The sequence below is a fragment of the Nonomuraea sp. LP-02 genome (assembly GCF_036289125.1).
Taxonomy (GTDB): Bacteria; Actinomycetota; Actinomycetes; order Streptosporangiales; family Streptosporangiaceae; genus Nonomuraea; species Nonomuraea bangladeshensis.
Genome location: NZ_JAXCLK010000001.1, coordinates 343,547 through 365,677, shown reverse-complemented (window position 1 = coordinate 365,677; position 22,131 = coordinate 343,547). Strand labels below are relative to the sequence as shown.

Annotated in this window: 24 protein-coding genes and 1 pseudogene; 6 read left to right on the top strand and 19 right to left on the bottom strand. The window is 72.1% G+C overall.

Features of this window, described 5'->3' with window-relative positions; translation table 11 throughout:
* Positions 1-58 precede the first annotated feature (58 nt).
* The 4 genes from SMD20_RS01740 to SMD20_RS01725 all read right to left on the bottom strand — a co-directional run bounded on the left by SMD20_RS01740 (position 59) and on the right by SMD20_RS01725 (position 1,568).
* On the bottom strand, positions 59-340 hold the full coding sequence (locus SMD20_RS01740; protein ID WP_329574129.1) for a hypothetical protein: 282 nt from the start codon (positions 338-340) through the stop codon (positions 59-61).
* Positions 341-430: 90 nt separating this feature from the next.
* Positions 431-775, bottom strand: a complete 345-nt coding sequence (locus SMD20_RS01735) for a DUF202 domain-containing protein (protein ID WP_329574128.1) — start codon at positions 773-775, stop codon at positions 431-433.
* A 16-nt stretch (positions 776-791) separates the two neighbouring features.
* Positions 792-1,118 carry a YidH family protein gene (locus tag SMD20_RS01730; protein WP_329574126.1) on the bottom strand — a complete coding sequence of 109 codons (327 nt, stop codon included), beginning with the start codon at positions 1,116-1,118 and terminating at the stop codon, positions 792-794.
* Between the two features lie 57 nt (positions 1,119-1,175).
* Positions 1,176-1,568, bottom strand: a complete 393-nt coding sequence (locus SMD20_RS01725; protein WP_329574125.1) for a hypothetical protein — start codon at positions 1,566-1,568, stop codon at positions 1,176-1,178.
* Positions 1,569-1,742: 174 nt separating this feature from the next.
* On the opposite strand from SMD20_RS01725, the gene bla reads away from it, so the two are divergent.
* From bla to SMD20_RS01710, 3 genes are read left to right on the top strand one after another with little or no spacing between them, the layout of a single operon-like run.
* On the top strand, positions 1,743-2,666 hold the full coding sequence (bla, locus tag SMD20_RS01720; RefSeq protein ID WP_329574123.1) for a class A beta-lactamase: 924 nt from the start codon (positions 1,743-1,745) through the stop codon (positions 2,664-2,666).
* Complete coding sequence (locus SMD20_RS01715; protein WP_329574121.1) at positions 2,666-4,807, top strand: transglycosylase domain-containing protein; 2,142 nt, start codon at positions 2,666-2,668, stop codon at positions 4,805-4,807. Before bla ends, SMD20_RS01715 begins: the two co-directional genes overlap by 1 nt.
* A 54-nt stretch (positions 4,808-4,861) precedes the next feature.
* Positions 4,862-5,119 (top strand): ubiquitin carboxyl-terminal hydrolase 14, encoded by a 258-nt coding sequence (locus SMD20_RS01710; RefSeq protein WP_329574120.1) that lies wholly within the window; start codon positions 4,862-4,864, stop codon positions 5,117-5,119.
* A gap of 12 nt (positions 5,120-5,131) precedes the next feature.
* Here the strand turns inward: SMD20_RS01710 and SMD20_RS01705 are convergent, their stop codons facing one another.
* Together SMD20_RS01705 and SMD20_RS01700 are read right to left on the bottom strand one after the other, a co-directional pair.
* Entirely contained in the window at positions 5,132-6,709 is a 1,578-nt protein-coding gene (locus SMD20_RS01705; protein ID WP_329574119.1) for a Na+/H+ antiporter, read from the bottom strand.
* A 75-nt stretch (positions 6,710-6,784) separates the two neighbouring features.
* Positions 6,785-8,101, bottom strand: coding sequence for a hypothetical protein (locus tag SMD20_RS01700; RefSeq protein ID WP_329574117.1), 1,317 nt, complete (start codon positions 8,099-8,101; stop codon positions 6,785-6,787).
* Between the two features lie 230 nt (positions 8,102-8,331).
* On the opposite strand from SMD20_RS01700, the gene SMD20_RS01695 reads away from it, so the two are divergent.
* On the top strand, positions 8,332-10,344 hold the full coding sequence (locus SMD20_RS01695) for an ATP-dependent DNA helicase (RefSeq protein ID WP_329592394.1): 2,013 nt from the start codon (positions 8,332-8,334) through the stop codon (positions 10,342-10,344).
* A gap of 303 nt (positions 10,345-10,647) precedes the next feature.
* On the opposite strand, the gene SMD20_RS01690 is transcribed toward SMD20_RS01695, so the two are convergent.
* Positions 10,648-11,478 (bottom strand): hypothetical protein, encoded by an 831-nt coding sequence (locus tag SMD20_RS01690; protein WP_329574115.1) that lies wholly within the window; start codon positions 11,476-11,478, stop codon positions 10,648-10,650.
* A 15-nt stretch (positions 11,479-11,493) separates the two neighbouring features.
* Positions 11,494-11,757, bottom strand: coding sequence for a hypothetical protein (locus tag SMD20_RS01685; protein ID WP_329574113.1), 264 nt, complete (start codon positions 11,755-11,757; stop codon positions 11,494-11,496).
* Between the two features lie 256 nt (positions 11,758-12,013).
* On the opposite strand from SMD20_RS01685, the gene SMD20_RS01680 reads away from it, so the two are divergent.
* Entirely contained in the window at positions 12,014-12,598 is a 585-nt protein-coding gene (locus SMD20_RS01680) for a hypothetical protein (protein WP_329574111.1), read from the top strand.
* Positions 12,599-12,806: 208 nt separating this feature from the next.
* Here the strand turns inward: SMD20_RS01680 and SMD20_RS01675 are convergent.
* The 11 genes and pseudogenes from SMD20_RS01675 to SMD20_RS01625 form a co-directional block, all read right to left on the bottom strand.
* Positions 12,807-13,531, bottom strand: a pseudogene (locus SMD20_RS01675) (transposase).
* Positions 13,532-13,765: 234 nt separating this feature from the next.
* Positions 13,766-14,521 (bottom strand): SGNH/GDSL hydrolase family protein, encoded by a 756-nt coding sequence (locus SMD20_RS01670; protein ID WP_329574109.1) that lies wholly within the window; start codon positions 14,519-14,521, stop codon positions 13,766-13,768.
* Positions 14,518-14,952, bottom strand: coding sequence for a type II 3-dehydroquinate dehydratase (aroQ, locus tag SMD20_RS01665; RefSeq protein WP_329574107.1), 435 nt, complete (start codon positions 14,950-14,952; stop codon positions 14,518-14,520). Before aroQ ends, SMD20_RS01670 begins: the two co-directional genes overlap by 4 nt.
* On the bottom strand, positions 14,949-16,022 hold the full coding sequence (gene aroB, locus SMD20_RS01660) for a 3-dehydroquinate synthase (RefSeq protein WP_329574106.1): 1,074 nt from the start codon (positions 16,020-16,022) through the stop codon (positions 14,949-14,951). The genes aroQ and aroB overlap by 4 nt, the downstream gene beginning before the upstream one ends.
* The gene (locus SMD20_RS01655; protein ID WP_329574104.1) at positions 16,019-16,522 is read right to left on the bottom strand and encodes a shikimate kinase; all 504 of its coding nucleotides are present in this window, start codon (positions 16,520-16,522) and stop codon (positions 16,019-16,021) included. Before SMD20_RS01655 ends, aroB begins: the two co-directional genes overlap by 4 nt.
* Positions 16,519-17,700, bottom strand: coding sequence for a chorismate synthase (gene aroC, locus SMD20_RS01650; RefSeq protein WP_329574102.1), 1,182 nt, complete (start codon positions 17,698-17,700; stop codon positions 16,519-16,521). The genes SMD20_RS01655 and aroC overlap by 4 nt, the downstream gene beginning before the upstream one ends.
* A 43-nt stretch (positions 17,701-17,743) precedes the next feature.
* The gene (locus tag SMD20_RS01645; protein WP_329574100.1) at positions 17,744-18,319 is read right to left on the bottom strand and encodes an A24 family peptidase; all 576 of its coding nucleotides are present in this window, start codon (positions 18,317-18,319) and stop codon (positions 17,744-17,746) included.
* Between the two features lie 88 nt (positions 18,320-18,407).
* Complete coding sequence (locus tag SMD20_RS01640) at positions 18,408-18,935, bottom strand: SseB family protein (RefSeq protein WP_329574098.1); 528 nt, start codon at positions 18,933-18,935, stop codon at positions 18,408-18,410.
* Positions 18,936-18,946: 11 nt separating this feature from the next.
* Positions 18,947-19,831: an HD domain-containing protein gene (locus SMD20_RS01635; RefSeq protein ID WP_329574097.1), complete on the bottom strand. Its 885-nt coding sequence runs from the start codon at positions 19,829-19,831 to the stop codon at positions 18,947-18,949.
* Complete coding sequence (locus SMD20_RS01630; RefSeq protein ID WP_245774847.1) at positions 19,828-20,169, bottom strand: PadR family transcriptional regulator; 342 nt, start codon at positions 20,167-20,169, stop codon at positions 19,828-19,830. Before SMD20_RS01630 ends, SMD20_RS01635 begins: the two co-directional genes overlap by 4 nt.
* A gap of 62 nt (positions 20,170-20,231) precedes the next feature.
* A complete protein-coding gene (locus SMD20_RS01625) occupies positions 20,232-21,332 on the bottom strand; it encodes a ring-opening amidohydrolase (RefSeq protein ID WP_329574096.1) in 1,101 nt (366 codons plus the stop codon).
* 119 nt (positions 21,333-21,451) lie between these two features.
* Here SMD20_RS01625 and SMD20_RS01620 point away from each other — a divergent pair, with 119 nt between their 5' ends.
* Positions 21,452-22,129, top strand: a complete 678-nt coding sequence (locus SMD20_RS01620) for an alpha/beta fold hydrolase (protein WP_329574094.1) — start codon at positions 21,452-21,454, stop codon at positions 22,127-22,129.
* The last annotated feature ends 2 nt before the right edge of the window (positions 22,130-22,131 follow it).

Genomic DNA, 22,131 nt, shown 5'->3' with positions numbered 1-22,131 from the left:
CAAGGCGGTCTTGTGACACCTGACGTCAGGAAAAGCTCACCAACCGTCAGGTTTGCCCCTAATAGAGCGGCCGCGGAACGGGGCTCATCAACGGCGTCTCGTCGGGTGCCGCCGCGGTGTCCGGCGGGACCAGCTCAGGATGCCGTAGCAGATAGCCCTCGGGGAACGTGGTCGCGTGCTCGCAGCCGCACCTCGGGCACCTGGCCCCCGGGGAGGGCGGCGGGACCGCGATCCTGTTGCGCAGCCAGAGCGTCGCCTCGTTGCCGTGGTCGTCCTCGACGTGCCGGACGAGGTATTCCTCCTCCCACACGTGCCAGCAGCTGCGGCACTCGAAGGGCACGATTCTGCGTTCTTCCTCCAACGAAATCACCCCCTCATCTAGAGTCTCCGCCCTCGGCGCCGGATCACGCAAACCGGCCCTTCACGCAGGTCAGAGGGTGCGCGACCAGACGAAGACGACCGCCCCCAGGACCACGCAGAGCGTGCCGAGCCAGGCGACCAGCACGTCCGCGCCGTGGTCGAGTGGCCGGCCGCCGTGCAGCGCCGCCTGCACCCGGCGGTAGCGGGCGCGCGTCCTGATGAGCAGCACGCCGCCGCAGAACGAGGCCGTCGCGAACACCGCCACCGCGGCGACCGGCAGTCCGTTGCGCAGCGCGATCCCGGCCGCGCCGAGCCCGCCGGTGGCCAGCAGCACCGCCGTACGCACCCAGGCGAGCCGGGTCCGCTCACTCTGCAGGCCGCTGTCCCAGACCTCCTCCTCCGGCGCGCTCCCCATGGTCGCGTACCCCCCGTCAGGCCGCGAGGAGGACGAGGACGAGCGCGATGACCGCCACCAGCGCCACGCCGTAGCCGAACACGGCGGCGAGCGCGGGCGGCGGCAGCGGCGCCTGGGCGCGCAGGGCCCGCTGGATGTTGCGCCAGCGGGGATAGGCCAGGCCGGCGGCCAGCGCCGAGAGGGCGACGAGCACGACGGCCAGCGTGGTGCGGATCCACGGGACGAACACGTCGGCGGGCAACGCCGCCATCGCCACCCCGCCCGCGCTGAGCGCCAGCGCCGTGCTCAGCCAGGTGAGGAAGGTGCGTTCGTTGGCCAAGGTGAAACGCGGGTCGGGTTCCATGGGAAAAACGGTAATTCGTCCACTTTTCCCCTAGAGAAGGCGGGATTGCCCGCCCGCTCAGTTGGTGCAGGCCTGCCGGACCGTCTCCAGGTACGTGACCGTCTCCTTGCCCACCTGCTGGGCCGCGTCGACGGCGTCATTGACGTTCTGGACCGAGATGCCGCTCAGCTTGGCGGCCAGGTTGTCGGAGGCCTCCTTGAGCGTGGTGTTGGCGGCCTGGTCGGCCACGTCGCCGAGCTTGGCCGCGGCGTCGTCGAGCGCCTTGTCCATGGCCTGGGGATCGTCGGTGAGCTTGGTGATCTGCGCGCCCAGGTCGGTGACGATCTTGGGCGCCTCCAGGCACGCCTGGGCCTTGTCGATGGTCTGGTTGACCTCGCCGCATCCCGCGACGGCGAGGGCGACGGCGGAGAGGCCGGCGAGGGACAACAATCGGCTCTTGTGGAGTCGCATGCCCCGACCCTACCCAAGCACCCGCCGGCGCGCGGTTGCTGAAATCCGCGACAATCCCCACCAGCGATGATATCGGATTCAATATCAACTGATTGCCGATATCGCTATTAGACATCATGTGATCCGGTCTGGTGTGCTGCTGCCTTCTGACGGACGACAGTTAGGACAGGTCACATGCGACACGCCTCCGCCCGCCGCCTCGCCGCCGCTCTCGCGGCCACGCTCCTCACCGGGAGCGCTCTGGGGACGGCGACGGCCGCGACCGCGGACGCCGCCGTCGCGCCGCTGCGGGGCGGGCAGGCTCAGGTGACGAAGGAACTGCGGGCGCTGGAGAAGTCCTACAACGGACGGATCGGGGCGTACGCGATCGACACCGCCACCGGCCGGACGGTCGGCTACCGCTCGGGCGAGCGGTTCCCGCTGCTGTCCACGTTCAAGGCGCCCGTCTGCGCGGCGGCGCTGCACAAGGCCCGCACGTCCGAGCCCGGCCTGATGGACAAGGTCGTCAAGTGGACGAAGGCCGAGCTCAAGCCCAACTCGCCGACGACGGAGAAGCATGTCGCCGACGGCCTGACCGTCGCCCAGCTCTGCGAGGCGACCATCACCCTCAGCGACAACACCGCGGGCAACATGGTGCTCAAGCAGGTCGGCGGCCCGGCCGGGCTCACCCGCTACTTCCGGTCGCTGAAGGACCCGGTCTCGCGCCTCGACCGCTGGGAGACCGAGCTGAACGACTGGACCGCGAAGGACAAGCGGGACACCACCACGCCCGCCGCCATCTCCCGCGACCTGCGCCTGCTCACCTGGGGCGACGCGCTGAACGCCAAGGACCGGCAACGGCTCAACGGCTGGCTGCGGGCCAACCAGACCGGCGACGCGCGCATCCGCGCCGGCCTGCCCAAGAGCTGGACCATCGGCGACAAGACCGGCACGAACGCCGAGATCGGCGGCGCCAACGACATCGCCGTCATCTGGCCGGACAAGGCGGCCGCCCCGATCATCATGGCCGTCTACACCACCCGGTCGACGCCCGCGGTGGACGACAAGGTGCTGGCGAAGACCGCGACCGTGCTCGCCCGCGGGCTCGGCAGGCTCTGATGGCGGGCCGGGGGACGAAGATCGTACGCCTGGCCGCCGCGGGGGCCGCGGCGGGCGTGCTCCTGGCCGGGATCGCCGTCCCGGCCGTGGGCGGGGCCGGGTTCGGGCTGGTGGCGGCGGCCGACGAGGTGGACCTCAGGCCGGTCGACCTGGTCGAGCCGCCGCCCGCCGAGGTCACGATCGTGCGGGACGCGAAGGGCCGCGAGATCGCGCGTTTCTACGAGGAGTACCGCGAAGTGGTCGGCTTCGACGCCATCGCCGAGGTCATGAAGACGGCCATCGTGGCGATCGAGGACTACCGCTTCTACGAGCACGGCGCGATCGACGTGGAGGGCACGCTGCGCGCGCTCGCCACGAACCTGCGGGCGGGCAAGGTCGCGCAGGGCGGTTCGAGCATCACCCAGCAGTACGTCAAGCAGGTGCTGCTCAACTCCGCCGGCACCGACGCGGAGCGCGAGGCCGCCCTGGAGGCCAGCTACACGCGCAAGCTGAACGAGCTGCGTTACGCGATGGGCGTGGAGAAGAAATACACCAAGGACCAGATTCTTGAGAAATATCTGAACATCGCGTACTTCGGCGCCGGGGCGTACGGGGTCGAGGCGGCGGCCAGGCGCTTCTTCGGCGTCCACGCAGCCCGCCTGACCCTGCCGCAGGCCGCCACGCTGGCCGGCGCCGTGCAGGACCCGAACGCGACCGACCCCAATCTGGGCCGCGAGCAGCAGGCCCGCCTGCTGAAGCGGCGCAACGTGGTGCTCGACCGGATGGCGGAGCTGGGAAAGATCACCCAGGCGGCCGCCGACCGGGCGAAGCGCACCAAGCTCGGTTACAAGGGCACGAAGCTTCCCGGCGGCTGCGAAGCCAGCAAATATCCCTATTTTTGCCTGTACGTCCGCCAGGAGATCCTCAACAACCCCGACTTCGGCCGGACCGCCAAGGCCCGCCTCGCCACGCTCAACCGCGGCGGCCTCACCATCAGGACGACCCTCGACCCGGTCAAGCAGGCGGCCGCCGAACGGGCGATCCGCGCGTACGTCCACGCCTCCGACCATGCGGTCGCCGCCGAGGCCCTGGTCCGGCCGGGCACCGGCGCGATCGAGGCGATGGCGGCCAGCCGCACGTACGGCAACCGCGCGGCGCGCCACGAGATCTCGTACAACGTGGTCGCCGACGCGGCGCACGGCGGCGGGGCCGGGTTCCAGGCGGGCTCGACGTTCAAGACGTTCACCCTGATCAGCGCGCTGAAGCAGGGCATGAAGGTGGACGACGGGTTCACCGTGGGCGCGGGTTACCGCGCGCCCGCGTACGCGACGTTCAAGAACTGCGCGGGCGAGAACGTCGGCGACCCGTCCCACACGGTCACCAACGACGAGGGCTCCCCCGGCTGGAAGACCCTCAGGACGGGCACGTGGGGGTCGGTGAACACGTTCTTCATGGAGCTGGAGCGCCGGGCCGGCCTCTGCGAGACGGTGACCACGGCCAAGTCGCTCGGCATCCGCCGCGCGGACGGCCGCCCGCTCCAGGAGTACGAGACGTTCACGCTCGGCATCAACGAGATGGACCCGGTCACCGTGGCCACCGCGTACGCGGCGATCGCGGCCCGCGGCACGTACTGCGCGCCGATGGCCATCACCGCCATCACCGACCGGAACGGCAAGACCGCCCGTTACCGGCCGAAGTGCCGCCAGGCCCTCGAACCGGCCGTCGCGGACGCCACGGCGGACGTGCTGTCCGGCGTGTTCACCAAGGGCACGATGCGCGGCGTCGGCGGCATCGGCCGGGACGCGGCCGGCAAGACCGGCACCACCGACGACTACGCGACCGCCTGGTTCGCCGGTTTCACCCCCGATCTGGCGGCGGCGGTGAGCATCGGCGACCCGCGGGGCTCGCAGCGGCACAAGCTGCTAGGGGTGACGATCGGCGGCCGCTACTACGGGATCGTCGCCGGGGCGAGCCTTCCCGGGCCGATCTGGAAGGCGACGATGATCGCGGCGCTGAAGAACGTCCCTCCGGCGTCCTTCACCCCGATCGACCGGGACCGCTTCGAAGGCTGCGCCGCCCACTGCCGCCCGGCCGTGGACGCCGATCCCGAGCGGGAGAGCCAGGAGGAGACGCCTCCGGAGGATCGGCCGCAGGGGCGGTGAGCAGGAAGAACGCCCCTAAGATCGCCTTTGTCACCGCGTACTAGGATGATTGATATGGCTACTTGCGAGCATCTTTTCCAGGCCGACGACCCTGCGGCGCGCACTCCTGAAGGTTGCGAGGAGTGCCTGGCGACGGGCGGCCGGTGGGTCCATCTGCGGCGCTGCCTGGAGTGCGGCCACATCGGCTGTTGCGACTCCTCGCCGGGCAAGCACGCCACCGCCCACTTCCACGGCACCGCACATCCGGTGGTCCAGTCGTTCGAGCCTGGCGAGAACTGGCGCTGGTGCTTCGTGGACAAACTGCTGGCCTGAGGCCGGCCGGCCTCAGCGCTCCAGGATGGCCTCCTCGAAGTCGAGCTGGGCCATCACCTCACGCAGCACCTCGTCGTCGAGGCGCCGCTCGTCGCGCAGGCGTACGAACACCTGGCGTTCGGCCTGCAGCATGTCGCGGCGCAGCCGCCGGTAGAGCGTGCTCGGCGTCTCCGCGCCGCCCTGCCCGGTGCCGCCGCCGAGCCGCTCCCACGCGGTGAGCGAGCGCCGCCAGGACTTCTCCCTGAGCTGGTCGACGACCTGCTTCTGGATCTCGTCGGGCTCGTTCCCGAGCTCGGCCACCAGCCGGTCGAGCTCGGCGATGCCCGCCTCCAGCGCCGCCTGCTGGGCCGCCGCCTCGGACAGCCGGTCCTCGTAGCGCTCCTGGTCGCTGGACACGCCGAGCCGCTTGATCAGCGCCGGGAACGTGGTGCCCTGGATGAGCAGGGTGCCGATGACGGTGGTGAACGTCAGGAACAGCAGCATCGCCCGGTCGCGCGGCGGCACCTCGGGCGGGATGGCGAAGGCCGCCGCCAGCGACACCACGCCGCGCATGCCCGCCCAGCCCAGCAGGACGCGCTGCTGCCGGCCTGGCCCGGCCGGGCCGCCCCGCACCTTGATCAGGAACGAAGCGGCGAACACCCACACGAACCTGGTCAGGATGGTCGCGCCGAGCACCGCGGCGGCGTAGCCGGCCACCTCCCAGGCGCTGTAGCCGGAGATGCCGCGGATCACGGTGACGAGTTGCAGCCCGATCAGCGCGAACACGATCGTCTCAAGGAAGAAGGCGGTGACCTGCCACACCGCGTCGGACACCAGCCGCGTGCCGAACCCGCGCAGGTGCATGCGGGAGCCGAGGTAGAGGCCGACGATGACCACCGCGATCACGCCGGAGGCGTGCACCGACTCGGCCGCGAGGTAGGCGGCGAACGGGATGAGCAGCGTCAGCGTGTTCTCGACCAGCGAGTCGCGGGTCAGCGTGAACAGCCAGGCGAACACCAGGGCCAGCGCCAGCCCGATCGCCACGCCGCCGACCGCCGCCAGCAGGAACTCGCCGACGCTGTGCAGCAGATCGACCGTGCCGCCCACGAACGCGCCGATCGCCACCCGGTAGGCCGTCAGCGCGGTCGCGTCGTTGAACAGGCTCTCGCCGATGAGGACGGTCAGCGTGCGGCGCGGCAGCCCGAGCCGCCGCCCGACCGCCACGGCGGCGACCGCGTCGGGCGGCGCGATGATGGCGCCCAGCGCGAACGCCAGCGCCAGCGGCAGGTCCGGCAGCAGCAGGTGCACGACGAAGCCGACCACCGCGGCCGTGAACAGCACCAGCCCGATCGACAGCAGCCCCACGGCCCGCCTGGCGTCACGCAGGCGCAGGTAGGAGCTGTCGAGGGCGGCGGAGTAGAGCAGCGGGGGCAGGAAGACGTAGAGGACCAGCTCCGGGTCGAGCGGCACGGCGGGCACCAGCGGCGACACCAGCAGCCCGGCGGCCACCAGCAGCAGCGGCGCCGGCCAGCCCTTGCGCCTGGCGACCGCGGCGACGGCGATCGCGCCGCCCGCCACCAGCAGCAGTTGCAGGCCCATGATGGGACTCATCGGTGCGCCTCCCCCCGTCGGCTGATCGGACTCGCCGACGAGAGCGTACCTGGCCGCGCGGACCCGAAAGTCCGCTCACCAGTCCCTGCGGTCGCTCCGCTCGTGGTAGTCGGGCTGGTCGGGGCGCAGGCGCTCGCCCGTGGAGAACATGGGGTCCCCGACGTACGGGCGGGTCATGCCGGGGTCGGCCTGCTGCGGGTACTGCTCCTGGCGGCCGAGCGCGAGCAGCGGGTCCACCGGGTTGGGCTGCTGGTAGGAGCCGTAGTCGTCCCGGTAGTCGGCGCCGTAGCCGGAGGCGGCCTGCTGGGGGGCGGCCTGCTGGGGGGCGGTGCGGCGGCGGCCGGCGCCGGGGATGCCGTGCATGGGCGTGCCGAGCCCGGCCCCGCCGGAGCCGCCGCCCTGGCTCTGCTGCTGGGCCGGCGGCTGCTGCTGTTGCTGGGACGGCTGGGCGTAGGAGTCCCGGCGACCGTAGGAGTCGGACCCGTAGGAATCCGGCCCGTACGGGTCCGACTGGTAGGGCTGTGCCGGCTGCCCGCTCCCGGCGTACGTGCCGGCGGCCTGGGAGGGGAAGCCGAGGGGGTCGGTGCTGAGCGGCGCCGGACGGCGCTGGTCGGCGCCGGGCATCTGGTAGAGGGGCTCGTTCTCGGCGTACTGGGGCTCGGCGTACTGGGGCTCGGCGTACTGGGGGCCGGTGAAGCGGTCGGGCTGCTGCTGCGGCTGGTAGGGCGACCGGTCGGCGGTGTACTGCGGCCCGCTGAACGGGTCGCCGGTGTACTGGGGACCGCTGGCGGGGTCGCCGGTGTAGTGAGGGCCGCTGGCAGGGTCGCCGGAGTAGTGGGGACCGCTCGCCGGGTCGCCGGTGTACTGCGGGCCGCTGTAGGGGTCGCCGGTGTAGCGGGGCTGGGGGCCGGTGCTCTCGACGTACTGAGGGCCGGTGAAGGGCGTCCGCTCGCCGTAGGCGGGGGTCTGCTCCCTCGATCCGGTCGTCTCGCCGAACCCGGCCACGAGTTTGTCCTGGGGCGCCGGGCCCCGGGCCACGAGGACGTCGTTCGGGGACAGCGCGACCGGCCGTTCGTCGAGCGGCGACTGCGGCTGGTGGAGAGGCTGCGCCGGGCGTTGGTACTGGCCGGTGCCCGGCATGACCTCGGTGCCAGGGTCGTGCGCGGGCACGGCGGGCTGCTCGCCCGTGGCCTCGGCGAAGCCCTCGTCGAGGGTGTCGAGCAGCCGGCCGACGTCCTCCATCGGCATGCGGAAGCTCGCTGTGCACATCTCCCCACGCCACAGGCTGAGCACCAAGGTGCCCTCGTGCCACGTGACCCGGAGGCAGCGCTCCTGACCTCGTGCATCGAAGAAGACTTCGCCGAACGACGGCAACGGGACAACTTCCGACATGGCAGACATACTGTATTAACCAGCCTTTATGCGTCCACTCAACCCCGGAAAACCCTACTGAACCGGCTCTCCCATACACACTCCAGGCCCCCCTCGTCAACCACCATGAGCGCGTGTCCGACTTGTTGGGGTCCCGATCGCCCAGTGTGCCACGCCCGCCGCCGCACGCGTTCGGGAATGCCGGGATGCGTCTGGCCGATCACGCCGCGTTCGGCACGGCGACCCGGCAAATGCGGGTAGCGTTTACTGCCGTGCCGGACTCCCATCTCCCGTCAGTCGACGAACTGCTCAGCATCGCCGTCAACGCCGTCGGAGGGAGCGAGCGGCAGGGCCAGGTCACCATGGTCCGCGCCGTGCAGCAGGCCATCGACGCCGACGAGCATCTGGCCGTGCAGGCCGGCACGGGCACCGGCAAGTCGCTGGCCTACCTCGTCCCGTCGATCCGCCACGCCATGGACAGCGACAAGCCCGTGGTCGTCTCCACGGCCACGATCGCGCTGCAGCGCCAGCTCGTCGACCGCGACCTCCCCCGCCTGGCCGAGGCCCTGGGCAAGGAGCTGCCGCACGAGCCGACGTTCGCCATACTCAAGGGCCGGCGCAACTACCTGTGCCGCTACAAGGCGACCGCCGGCTGGCCCGAGGACGACGAGCAGGACCAGCTCTTCGACCCGCGCGAGGTGAGCGCCACCGGCCGCATGGTGCAGCGCATCCAGGAGTGGGCCGAGGAGACCGAGACCGGCGACCGCGACGAGCTGGTGCCGGGCGTGAGCGAGCAGGCCTGGCGGCAGTTCTCGGTCAGCGCGCAGGAGTGCCTGGGCGCCAACCGGTGCCCCAGCGGCGCCGAGTGCTTCGCCGAGCTGGCCCGGCAGCGGGCCGGCGAGGTCGACGTCGTGGTCACCAACCACGCGCTGCTCGCCATCGACGCCATGGGCGAGCTGCCGGTGCTGCCCGAGCACAAGGTCGTGGTCGTCGACGAGGCGCACGAGCTGGTCGACCGGGTCACGTCCGTCGTCACCGGCGAGCTGTCGGAGCTGACCGTGTCGCTGGCCGTACGGCGGGTCGGCCGGCTCATCGAGCAGTCGGTCGCCGACCAGCTCCAGGAGGCCGGCGAGGACCTCAAGGCGCTGCTCGCCGCCGCCCCGCCGGGGCGCGTCGACGAGCTGCCCCAGGTGCTGGGGCTGACCCTCCAGCTCATCCGCGACACCGCCTGGCGCTGCGTCACGGCCCTCGGGCCGCGCAACGCCGACAAGGACGACCCCGACAAGGCGGGCCAGCGCAAGGCCGCGTTCACCGCCCTCGACGAGGTGCACGACACGGCGGTGCGCATGCTGGACGCCTACGGGCACGCCTCCGAGGCCGACCGCGCCGAGGTCGTCTGGCTCGACGGTGGCACCGACCGCCGGCCGCCCGCGCTGCGCGTCGCGCCGCTGACCGTCAGCGGCATGCTGCGCGACAAGCTGTTCGGCGAGCGTACGGTGGTCCTCACCTCCGCCACGCTCGCGCTGGGCGGCACGTTCGACGCGCTGGCCGCGCAGTGGGGGCTCAGCGGGCCCGGCGAGTGGCAGGGCATCGACGTCGGCTCCCCCTTCGACCACCCCAGGTCCGGCATCCTCTACGTCGCCAAACACCTCCCCCAGCCCGGACGCGACGGCCTGCCGCAGCAATACCTCGACGAGATCGCCGAGCTGATCGAGGCGGCCGGAGGGCGCACGCTGGGGCTGTTCTCCTCGATGCGGGCGGCCAAGGCCGCCACCGAGGCGCTGCGCGACCGGCTCGACGTGCCACTGCTGTGCCAGGGCGACGACTCGACGATGCTGCTGGTCAAGCAGTTCGCCGAGGACGAGCCCACGTGCCTGTTCGGCACGCTCTCGCTGTGGCAGGGCGTCGACGTGCCGGGGCCGTCGCTGCGGCTGGTCATCATCGACCGGGTGCCGTTCCCGCGCCCCGACGATCCGCTGACCTCCGCCCGCCAGCGGCACGTGGCCGCGCGGGGCGGCAACGGCTTCATGGCGGTGGCCGCCAACCACGCCGCGCTGCTGCTGGCCCAGGGCGCGGGGCGGCTGCTGCGCTCGCAGCACGACAAGGGCGTCATCGCGGTCCTCGACCCGCGCCTGATGACGGCCCGCTACAGCGGCTTCCTGCTGAACTCGCTGCCCCCGTTCTGGCGCACCACCGACCCGGCGATCCCCCGCGCCGCACTGAAGCGCCTGGCCGCCGAGGCGGCCGAAACCGCCGACGCCTGAACACCAGGAAGGGCCGCCCGCCGGAGCCCGGCGGACGGCCCTCGAAGGCAGATGCTCAGCCCAGAGCTTGAGCCAAAGGCTCACGTCCTAGGGGGTTGGTGGCCCCCAGGAACGTGAGGCCGGATGCCGATGGCCGCCCAGGGCTTGAGAGGGTGTCTCCAATCCCCGACCCGTGATCGTCAAGGAAACTCGAAAGGCCGGCCGCTTTCTGCGCCTGACCTTGAAGATCGTGCTCCCCCGGCGGCCTGACCAACCTGTGGAGCCGGGCCCGCCGGGCAATGCGTGATCGCGGTCGAACCTGGTTCACGAACGCCCTTGCAAGCTTTCCAAAGCTGAGCCAGGGTCGTCGGCGTAGAAGCGGATCGTGGTGACGTGCTCGCGACGGCCGAGGGGCCTGGTGACGGCGATCGGCCCGGTCAGGTTGACAATCAGGTTGGTCTGCGCGTCCACTCCCAGTGTGAGGTGGCCGTCCGCCACTTCGATCACACCACGCGCGTTGTAGTTACGGCTTACCTTGACCGAGGCGATGAGCTCGCGCGGGACGCGCAGGTCGAAGTACGCGCCGTAGCGGATGCGCAACTCCTCCGCGGTCACGACATGCGGCCGGGTGGCGGACGCCGCCCCGAGGGCCAGCACGAACAAGAGTTGGTAGACATCGGCCACCATGACGACGGCGCGCAGGCCGGCCGCAGCGTTCGAGGCGGCCAGCATCCACTCAAGGGCGACGGCCTGCACGATCACGGCGAACAGCAGCATCAGCAACAGCGGCCGCTGATTCTTCGCATACGCCAGAGCGATACCACCCGGCGGCACCCCGTCCTGACGCCGCCTGACCCACAGAGCGAAGCTGGCCAGGTTCCTGTGTTCCGCTCTCATGAGCATGCGTACCTGCAGCGGCACCAGAGCATCGGCGACCGTCCTCAGCGCGTCCCAGGGCGCCGCACCGACCTCACGAGCGGCCCTGAACAGCCGGTACGCGTGCATGTATCCCATGGCGGACAGCGGCGCGACCACCGCCGCGGCCACCAGTCCCGCCGGCGTGGGCGTCAATCGTCCCGCAACCATCAATAAGGCGACGAGCAGGTCCAGGGCCGCCACTGCCAGCAGGCCGTTACGAGGGAGGCTGAGCCGCATTCTCATGTCCTTCCATCATCGGAGGAGGGCCATGAAGATCATTCCATATGGATCATCGCCCGCCATGCAGGGCATCCTCGGAGCTCCATCGACTCCACGGCCAGACGGATCGTGCACCATGCCCGATGCAAGCGAATCCACCGTTGTGAGTTCGACGCGTTGGTCGCCAAGCCGCTCAGAATCCTTCGAGTGCTCCTCCCAGGTCACTTCCAAAGGTTCGAAGACACCCTCTGAGCTTGATTCTTCATCCACCAGACCGTTGCGCTCGTCTGGACTCACGAACCGATTCAACCCCGGGTGGTCCGGTCGACGTGTAGTCGCCCGAAACAACACCCAAGCGGCCGGTACGATGCGAACACCGAACCGGGCAGCTGGCCGTACCAGCAGCACCAGCGGGCAGGACTTCTCCGTCAGAGGACGTGGCCGTACCGCGCCCACCAGCGGTTTCCACGTACCTCACGTTGATGGAGAACCCGTCACGACCTCTGCCGTCCCTCGCGCCTTCCACTGCGAGCACACCCGCGCCAAGAGCAGGGTGTACGCCCTCGTCGAGCGCTCCGGCCAGCCCGCGACCCTGCATGCCGTACTGACCTGCACCGATCCCGCCCCCGCTCAGCACGCCGCCTACCTTCTCTCCTCGGTGCTGGAGAACGGCCTGGGCCCCGCCGCCCGCGCTGAGTCGGAGCGGATCGCAGCGGCCCTGCCCGACGCGCCCGCCGCCTCCTTCCGCCGTACGCTGGCCGATGTCGTGAACGGGACCTGGGCCGACGCCCCCGAGTTGGCCGCCACGTGGGAGTCCCTGCGGCGGGGCCGCGGCGACTCGGCCGGCCTGCACGTCCACGACCCCGCTCGCCTTCTCGCGGCGGCCACCGCGACGGGCTGGAGGCCGTTCGACGCCGAGGACCTCGACGAGGACGACAGCCAGGACGTCGTCGGAGCCGTCATGCACTTCGTCAACGGCCCGGAGTTCCTGCCCGGCGCCGATCAGCTGATGGACGCTGTGCAGGCGCGGCTGCTGCGCATCGACAGGGGCGATGAGGTGAGTGACTGGAGCACCGCGCCCGTGACGGCGAGGTTCGACACGGGAACGAGGTCCGGCCCCGACGGCCGGGCCGACTAACTGCTACCTCACAGGCACGTCGGCGCGGCCGAGCACGAGATCGACTCGGCTGCGCCGGGATGTTCACACGCCTAACTTGTTCTTTATTGTCCGGATTGTTGTAGTGCTGCGAGGGTGCGGCCGCGTTTGACGGTCTTGCCGACGTCGTAGCGGGGCGCGAGCCGGCGGTTGGGGATGCCGGGAGGACCAGAGCCAGACTGGCGGAGCGTCACAGTTGCCGGGCAGGTGCTCGGCCTTCAGACCGATCCGGGTGCCCTCGATGAGCGGCAGCGCACCCTCGTGGTCGAGCCAGGCGGCGCGGTGGGTGAGCCGGGCGGATCCGGTCCCAGGCGCGGGTTTCGGCCTTGCCGTAGGGGGTGGTGTCGGTGAGCGTGCTCACCACGGGTTCGGGCCAGGTGGCCGGGTCGGCCAGGGCGAACTCGCCGCTGGGCTTGGGCGGGCGCCCACCGTAGGGGTGGGCTCGCAGGAACTCCTCGCGTGAGGGTGCCGGGCAGCGCATCACCCAATCGGAGCGGATGCGGCCCGGCAGTTCGACGGGCAGGTCGCGCAGGACGTTGGCCAGGCGTGTGATGTCGTAGCCGGCATCGGTCACGATCAGCACGTCCGGGTCCCCGGTGCGCCATTGACCGGCGGTGATCAGTCGCTCGATGACGCCGCGGAGCTGGTTGGCGGTGACGGCGGTGGCGTCGTCGGCCGGTCCCAGCCGCACCACGTCCAGCAGGGATGTCCACGAGTGCGGCCCACCTCCAGCGCCGCCACGAAGGAGTAGGGCCAGCCCGGGATGAACTGCGAGGCGCTCTTGGCCCGGCCGTACACGTGGCAGAACAGCCGCTCGGCCGAGCAAGGCGCGTCTGAGCGCAGCCACGGCGACACATCCACCGCCGGCGCGATCCACCCGTCCGGCCAGCACGGCAACGGCAGCCTGGCCAGCACCTCACGGAGCTGTGCCACGTCGATCCGGCCGTGGTTGAGCGCACATGATCACTCAAGGCCGTCTCACTGTCCGCGAAACGATCAAACCCTGCTCAGCACAACAATCCGGAGGATAAAGAACAAGCTGAGCCCGCAGGCCGACGGCCGCCCAGGACGCGAGCCGGACGCCGGCGGCCATTCAGGACGTGACCCGCAGGCCGGTGGCCGCCCAGGGCGTGAGGTGGAGCGCGGGGGTCAGCCCCAGGGGGTGAGTTCGGGGCGTTTGGGTGACAGGCCGTCGCCTGAGGAGACGCCCCGCAGCCGGCGGCCCATCCAGGGCACCAGGTGCTCGCGGATCCACTGCGCGTCCTCGCGCCGCCGCGCGCGCGGGTCGACGAATCGCTCCGGCCAGTCCTTGCGCCAGTCGTCGAACGGCACGCCCAGCACGTCCAGGACCCGGGCGGCCACCAGCCGGTGCCCGTCCTCGTTCATGTGCAGCCGGTCGGGGCTCCACGCCCGCCAGTCGCGCAGCCCCTGCATGGACCACTGGTCGACCAGCCGGCACCCGTAGAGGTCGGCGATCGAGCGCAGGTGCAGGTAGAAGATGGCGAAGCGGCCCCGCAGGCGGCGCATCAGCGGCGTGTCGCGCGGATCGACGCCGGTGAACAGCAGCACGTCGGCCCCGCCCGCCCGCAGCTCGCGCACCGCGCGGGCGAGTTTCTTCGCCATCACGTCGGGGTCGCTGCCCGGCCTGAGCAGGTCGTTGCCGCCGGCGCAGAAGCTGACCAGGTCGGGCGCCATCTCGACGGCCACGGGCACCTGCTCGGCGATGATCTGGTCGAGCAGCTTGCCGCGGACCGCGAGGTTGGCGTAGCGGAAGGAGGGGTCGTCGGCGGCCAGCCGCTCGGCGACCCGGTCGGCCCAGCCACGGTAGTGGCCGTGGGGGCCCGGGTCGTTCAGTCCTTCGGTGAAGCTGTCGCCGAGCGCGACGAAGGACTTGTAGTGCCTCATGAGGTGGTGTTCAACTCCGCGATAGCGTGCAGCGCAAGGACGTACGACTGTAGTCCGAAGCCGGCGATGGTGCCCGTCGCCACCCCGGCGACGACGGAGTTGTGCCGGAACTCTTCCCTGGCCGCGGGATTGGTGAGGTGGACCTCGACGAGCGGGGCCGTACGCTGGGCGATGGCGTCGCGCACCGCGTAGGAGTAGTGGGTGAACGCGGCCGGGTTGAGCACGACCGGGATGCGGCCGTCGGCGGCCTCGTGCAGCCAGCGGATCAGCTCGGCCTCGTCGTCGGTCTGGCGGACCTCGACGTCCTCGCCCAGCTTCTTGCCGGTGTCGCGGCAGAGCGCGGCGACGTCCTCGAAGGTGTCGGCGCCGTAGACGTCGGGCTCGCGGGTGCCGAGCCGGCCCAGGTTGGGCCCGTTGAGCACGAGGATCATGCCGAGATCTCCTTGTAGGCCGCTTCGAGCAGCTCTTCCGAGGGGCCTTCGAGCCGGCCGGGCTCGGCCAGGCCGTCGAGGACCACGAACCGCTGCTTGGCGCCGCGGTTCTTCTTGTCGAGCCGCATGTGGTCGCGCAGTCGCGGCCAGGCGTCGGCCCGGTAGGAGACGGGCAGCCCGACCGAGGTGAGGACGGCCCGTGTGCGCGCCACGAGGTCGGCCCGCCCGGCGAGCCTGGACAGCTCGGCGGCGTAGACCATGCCGATGGCGACGGCCTCGCCGTGGCGGATCCGGTAGTGCTCGTCGCGTTCGATGGCGTGGGCCAGCGTGTGGCCGTAGTTGAGGATCTCGCGCAGGCCCGCCTCGCGCAGGTCGGCGCCCACGACGTCGGCCTTGACCCGGATCTTGCGCTCGATGAGCTCGCGGGTGTGCGGGCCGCCGGGCCGGGTCGCGCCCTCGGGGTCGGCCTCGATCAGGCGCAGGATCTCGGGGTCGGCGATGAAGCCGCCCTTGATGACCTCGGCGAGGCCGGCGCGGTAGTCGTCGCGCGGCATGCCGTCGAGCGTCGACAGCTCGCACAGCACGCCCGCGGGCGGCAGGAACGTGCCGACGAGGTTCTTCCCCTCGGGCGTGTCGATGCCGTTCTTGCCGCCGACCGCGGCGTCGACCATGGCCAGCAGCGTCGTGGGCACGAGCACGACCTGCACGCCGCGCAGCCACGTGCCGGCCACGAACCCGGCGAGGTCGGTGGTGGCGCCGCCGCCCACGCCGACGACGGCGTCGGAACGGGTCACGCCGTGCCGGCCGAGCTCCGACCAGAGCCGGGCGGCCACCTCGACGGTCTTGGCCTGCTCGCCGTCGGGCACCGGCAGGGCGACGACCTCGTGCCCGGCCGCCGCGATCGCCTCGCACACCGGGCGGGAGATCTCCGGCAGGGTCTCCGGATGGATGACGGCGACGGTGCTGACGCCGGGCCTGAACAGGGTGGGCAGCTCGGCCAGCACGCCGGTGCCGACGACCACGTCGTAGGGGCTGTCGCCGCGTACGGTGATCCTGGTCGCGGCGCTCATGCCGGCAGCCCCTTCAGGATCTCATCGGCGAGCTCCGCCGGCTCGCGCTGGTCGGTCGTCACGGTCACCGCCGCGAGCCGCTCGTAGATCGGCCGCCGCTCCTCCATGAGCTTCTTGAGCTGGCTGCGCGGGCTGAGCACCAGCAGCGGCCGGGCCGAGGCGAGGCCGACCCGCTGGACCGCGTCGGCCAGCCCCACCTGGAGGTAGACCACGTGGTGGCCGGCGAGCAACGCCTGCGTCTCGGGATGCAGAACGGCGCCGCCGCCCAGGGACAGGACGCCGTCGTGCTCGGCCAGGGCCCGGCGTACGGCCTCGTGCTCCAGCTCGCGGAAGCGGGCCTCGCCGTCCTCGACGAAGATGTCGGAGACGGGCTTGCCCGCCACCGCCTCGACGTCGGTGTCGGTGTCGCGGAAGCCGACGCCGAGCCGGTCGGCGAGCAGGCGCCCGAGTGTGGTCTTGCCGGAGCCGGGAGGCCCGATCAGCACTGCCTTGGCCGTCATTTGATCACCATGGATGAGAGGTAGCCGGACAGGTTGCGCGCGACCTCCTCGACGGAGTCGCCGCCGAACTTCTCCAGGGCCGCGTCGGCCAGGACCAACGCGACCATGGCCTCGGCCACGACGCCGGCCGCCGGGACGGCGCAGACGTCGGAGCGCTCGTGGTGGGCCTTGGCCGCCTCGCCGGTCTTGACGTCGATGGTGGCGAGGGCCCGCGGTACCGTGGAGATCGGCTTCATGGCGGCGCTGACGCGCAGGATCTCGCCGTTGGTCATGCCGCCCTCGACGCCGCCCGCGCGGTTGGTGAGGCGGCGGACGCCGTCGTCGGTGGTGTAGGCGATCTCGTCGTGGGCGCGGGAGCCGGGCCGCCTGGCGGTCTCGAAGCCGTCGCCGACCGCCACGCCCTTGATCGCCTGGATGCCCATGAGCGCGCCGGCCAGCCGGGAGTCGAGCCTGCGGTCCCAGTGGGTGTAGCTGCCGAGGCCGGGCGGCAGGTTGTAGGCGAGGACCTCGACGACGCCGCCGAGCGTGTCGCCGTCCTTATGGGCTTTGTCGATGACCGCGACCATGGCGGCGCTGCCCTCGGGGTCGTGGCAGCGGACCGGGTCGGCGTCGATGCGGGCCAGGTCGCCGGGGCCGGGCAGGGTGTCCGACGGGCTCTCGGCGCCGCCGATCGAGGTCACGTGGCTGACGATGTCGACGCCGAGCGCCTGCTTGAGGAAGCGGCGGGCGACCTCGCCGAGCGCGACCCTGGCCGCCGTCTCGCGGGCGCTGGCGCGGTCGAGCACGGGACGGGCGTCGTCAAAGCCGTATTTCTGCATGCCGGACAGGTCGGCGTGGCCGGGGCGCGGGCGCGACCGGGGCGCGTTGCGCGCCAGGCCCTCCAGCTCGGCCGGGTCGACCGGGTCGGCCGCCATGACCTTCTCCCACTTGGGCCACTCGGTGTTGCCCACGCGGACGGCGACCGGGCTGCCCATCGTGCGGCCGTGGCGGACGCCGCCCACGATCGTGACCTTGTCCTCCTCGAACTTCATCCGCGCGCCGCGGCCGTAGCCGAGCCTGCGGCGGCGCAGCGCCTCGTCGATGGCGGCCGTGGTCACCTCGACCCCGGCCGGCAGGCCCTCCATGACGGCGACGAGTTCGGGCCCGTGGGACTCTCCGGCGGTCAACCAGCGCAACATGCGTACAAGTCTTCCACGTGCCGCCGAGTGGGCTGACCCACGTTCACCCGTCGAGACACAGCACGATGAACGCGCCCATCAGCATGAACGGGCCGAAAGGGAACTGCGTGTGCCGGGTGCCGCTCCGCGTGGCGAGCAGCGCGAGTGCGTAGAGCGCGCCGAGCGCCTGCCCGGCGAAGGCCGCGGCGACCCACGCGGGCCAGCCGGCCGCGGCGGCGTTGAGCCCGATGAGCCCGGCCAGTTTGACGTCGCCGAGCCCCATGGCCTCGGGGCGGGCGAACCAGAGCAGCCCGTAGAGCGCCGTCAGCGCCGCAGCTCCGGCCAGCGCCCGCGGCAGCTCCCCCGTGGGCCAGAGCGCCAGGGCGGTGATCGGGTACGCGGGGAGCGTGAGCGCGTCGGGCAGGATCGTGGTACGCCAGTCGATCACGGCCAGCGCGACCCCGATCACCGCGAACGGCACGTACGGCAGGCCCATGCGCCACGCGGTCAGCGCCGCGACGGCGGCGGTCACCAGCTCGACCCCCGCTCCCGGGGCGCCGGCCGGAGGGGCGTAGGTGTCGGCCAGCGCCCTGATGCGATGCCCGCAGACCAGGCCGGCCAGCGCCATGAGTGCGACCACGAGCCGACCCTAGTGCGCGACCCGCCACCCGGCGCCCCGTTCACCGACACCGGTCTCGCTGGGCAGATCAGCGGAGCGCGGGGGCGGGTCAGCGGCGGGAGAACCAGCGGCGTTTCGGGGTGGGCTCGACGCGGGCGACGGTGGCGCGGTCGAGCTGGGCGGCGGTGCCGGACTCGACGGCCGCCAGTGCCTCCAGCACCGCGCCCTCGATCACGAACGGCACCGGCCCCGCCACGTCGATCACGACCGCCGCCGCGCCCTCCTGGGCCGCGGCCCGGCACACCTGGAGTGTGGTGCTCTGGATCGGGCGGGCGTCCGGCCGCCACCTGGTCAGCGCGTCGGTGCCGGTGAAGGCGGGGACCGCGTGCCTGCCGTCCTGCCCGACGAGCTTGGGCAGGGCCATCTCGCTCTCCTTCTCCTGCCGCAGCCCGTGCTCGCCCACCTCGGACCGGGTCAGCAGCGCCACCACGGGCACCAGCAGCCGCGCCCCGGCGAGGGCGTTGAGCACGGCGGCGACGTCGCCCGTGCCGTCGCGGTGGGCGGCGAGGGCGGCGGCCACGGCGGGCGGGGCGCCGCCGTCGTCGGCGGGGTCGAGGGGTTGCGGGATGCTCGGCACAGCCCCCGAGACTACCTGCGCCTGCGCCCGGCCCCGATCCTGCCCCACAGCCCCCGCAGCGCCCCCAGCGCCCGCGACGCCCGCAGCCCCCGCAGCGCCCCCAGCGCCCGCGACGCCCGCGGCCCTCGCAGCGCTCCCAGCGCTCGTGCCCATCCGGCGGCGTCCCATCGGCCGAGGGCCGCGGCCAGGCTCGGCATGCCGAGCAGCAGCCCGGCGGCGAACCGCCTCCGCTCCCGCCGACTGGGAATGGCGTGCAGCTCGGCCAGCCACTCCTCCAGGTAGCGGGCTCGGGCGTGCGGCGGGAGCAGCACCGCGCCCGCCCTGACGAGCCGGTACGGCCCGTTCCCCGGCAGGTTGGCGGTGGCCAGCCGCCGCAGCTCCTCCCCCACCCGTTCCAGGCCCGCTCTTCCGGCGGCGGGCACGTACAGCTCCAGGGTCTCCCGCGCCTTGCGGGCCCGCTTGGCCTCGGGGAGGAAGCGGGCGGTGCGCAGGTTGTGCAGCCGGTCGGCGAGCTTGAGCGCCAGGACGCGCTCGTCGGTGAGGTCGCGCCGGTCCGGCGGCAGACCGCAGGGGTTGTCGAGCGCGGAGAAGCCGCGCAGCAGCGCCATGACGTCCTCGCCGAACTCGGCCAGCTCCGCCTCGGGGCACGCCGTGCCGTCGAGCACGTCGTGCAGCAGGGCCGCGCACAGGATCTCGTGGTCGCGTACGCCCTGCTCGGCGAGGATCACGGCGACGGCGAGCGGATGCGTGACGTAGGGGTCGCCGCTGTGGCGCCGCTGCCCGTCGTGCCGGCGGGCGGCCACCTCGTACGCGCGGCGCACCAGCCGCAGCCGCTCGCCGTCCAGCGACTCGCCGGCGGCTCGCAGCAGGGGCCTGAGCGGGTCGCCGCGGTTCATGAGGTGCCTCCCGGGTGGAGCAGCCAGGCCGGGACCGGCTGGCGGCGGGATCGGTAGGCACGGGCGACGGCGTCCCGGCCGCGTTCAGCCCCGTCGGGGGTGATGCGGTAGTAGCGGCGGCGGGGGCGGCCCGCCTCCTCGTGGGCGCTGGGCTCCTCCCAGCGGCTCTCCACCCAGCCGAGCCGCTCCAGCCTGGCCAGGATCGGGTAGACGGTGCCGCCGGGCAGCCCGGCGAGGTCGCAGAGCTCCAGCCCGTACCGCTCACGGGCGGGGTCGGCGAGCAGGGCGCGCAGGACGGCCTGGGTCGGCAGGGTCATCCGGGGTGCGTTGCTCTTCATAGCTCGTACTCTACATAGGTAGAAGAGCGTGGGGCAGAGCGGCGGAGCCACTCTGCCCTTCCCTATTCGCCCAGGTCGGCGATCGCGGCGACCGGGCCGCCGCCCGACGGGCCCTGGTGTACGGCCGCCACCGACACGAACACCGCGGGATCGCCGGTCACCGACGCCGCCACCCCGCCCACGGCCGCCTTGATCTGCCGGTGCCAGTGCACGTCGGAGTCGTCCAGCATGATGTTGCGCCGGCCGCGTACCCGCCCGGACGGGTCGGCCTCGCACTTCATGAAGACGTTGACCAGCCGCCCGCCGAGGTCCGACGGGTGCGGGCGCTCGGGCAGCGGCAGGCCGGAGTCGCGGATGGCGGCCCAGATGCCGTCGGCGTCGAGGGCGTCCTTCATGACGCTGTGGCCGATGCGGTAGCGCCCGCCGATGCCGCGTACGTTGCCGACCAGCACGATCTGCGCCCGGTCCAGCTCGACGCCGGACGAGCACGAGGCCACGGACGAGTAGAGCGACAGGTCCTTGTGGATCTGCTCGGCGCGCGGCATGTCGATCTCGCCGAGCGCCACCGCGATGCCGAGCGCCGTGGTCGAGTTGGACAGGTCCATGGAGGGGCCGGTCTCCTCGATGGCGGTGTCCTTGCCGCGGCTGCGCGCGTCGGTGATGGTGGCCAGGGTGAGCAGGGGCGTCTTGGTCTGTACGTAGTGGACGTCGCGCGGGTCGTCGATGCCGGCGATCTTCATGGCCTCGCGGACCCCGGCGGCGACCTTCTCCACCATGGCGGGGCGGCCGATGTCCTCGGGCAGGATGACCTCGCTCATCGCGACGCCGACCGACAGGCGCGGCTCGTCGGTGACGGGGGCGCGCTCGGCCGGGGTGGTGGCGAAGACGGTCGCGTGCGGGCTCAGGATGCCGTCGGTGCCGCCCGACCACACCAGGGGGACGTTCTCCGGCGCCGGATGCCCGTGCCTGGCCAGCACCTCGCGGAAGGCGCGGTCGGCCAGGATGCGGGTGTAGTCGTTGACGCCGCCGTTGCCCTCGGTCTTGCCGACGACGGCGAGCACCCGTTCGGCCTCGATCACGCCCTCGGCGATGAGACGTGACAGCCCTGAGGCGTCGGTCACGCTCTCGATCGGCACCTTGCGGACCTCGATCGGTTCCGGCATGCGACCACCCTTTCTCTGCACCCCTGGCGACGCTAGCCGAGCCCGCCACCGGCCTTCATGGGCAATGTCTGCCCATGAAGGCCGTCCGCCATGTCAAGGCGCGCCGTACGCTGATCCGCGTGATTCACGAAGCACTCGTCAACGGGATCAGGCTCGTTTACCGGGAGGAAGGGCACGCGGGCGCTCCGCCGCTGCTGCTGGTCCACGGCCGGACGGCCGACCACAACGACTGGAACGGCATCACCCAGCACTTCGCCGCCCGCTACCACGTGCTCGCGCCCGACCTGCGGGGTCACGGGAGGAGCGACCGGCCGGGCGACTACCCGCTGCCCGCCATGGCCGAGGACCTGGCCGGCCTGCTCGACCACGCGGGCGCGGCGCGGGCCACGGTGATCGGGCACTCGCTGGGGGGCATGGTGGCGCACCTGCTCGCCGCGAACCATCCCGAGCGGGTCGCCCGGCTCGTGCTGGAGGACGTCCCGCCGCCGCTGCCGCTCCAGGGCCGGTCGCCCCTCACGGAGGACGACTCCACCGACTCCACCGGCTTCGACTGGCGGATGATGCACGACACCGAACGGCAGATCCTCGACCCCGACCCGGCCTGGCTCGACGGGCTGGCCAGGATCACGGCGCCCACGCTGGTGCCGTCGGGCGGGGCGGCCAGCCCGTTCGACGCCGCGGGTCTCGCGGCGCGCATCCCGGGGGCCGAGCTGGTGACGATCGAGGCAGGACACCTCATCCACAACAGCGACCGGGCGGGGTTCCTGCGCGCCGTGGACGGCTTCCTGCCGGTGTGAGA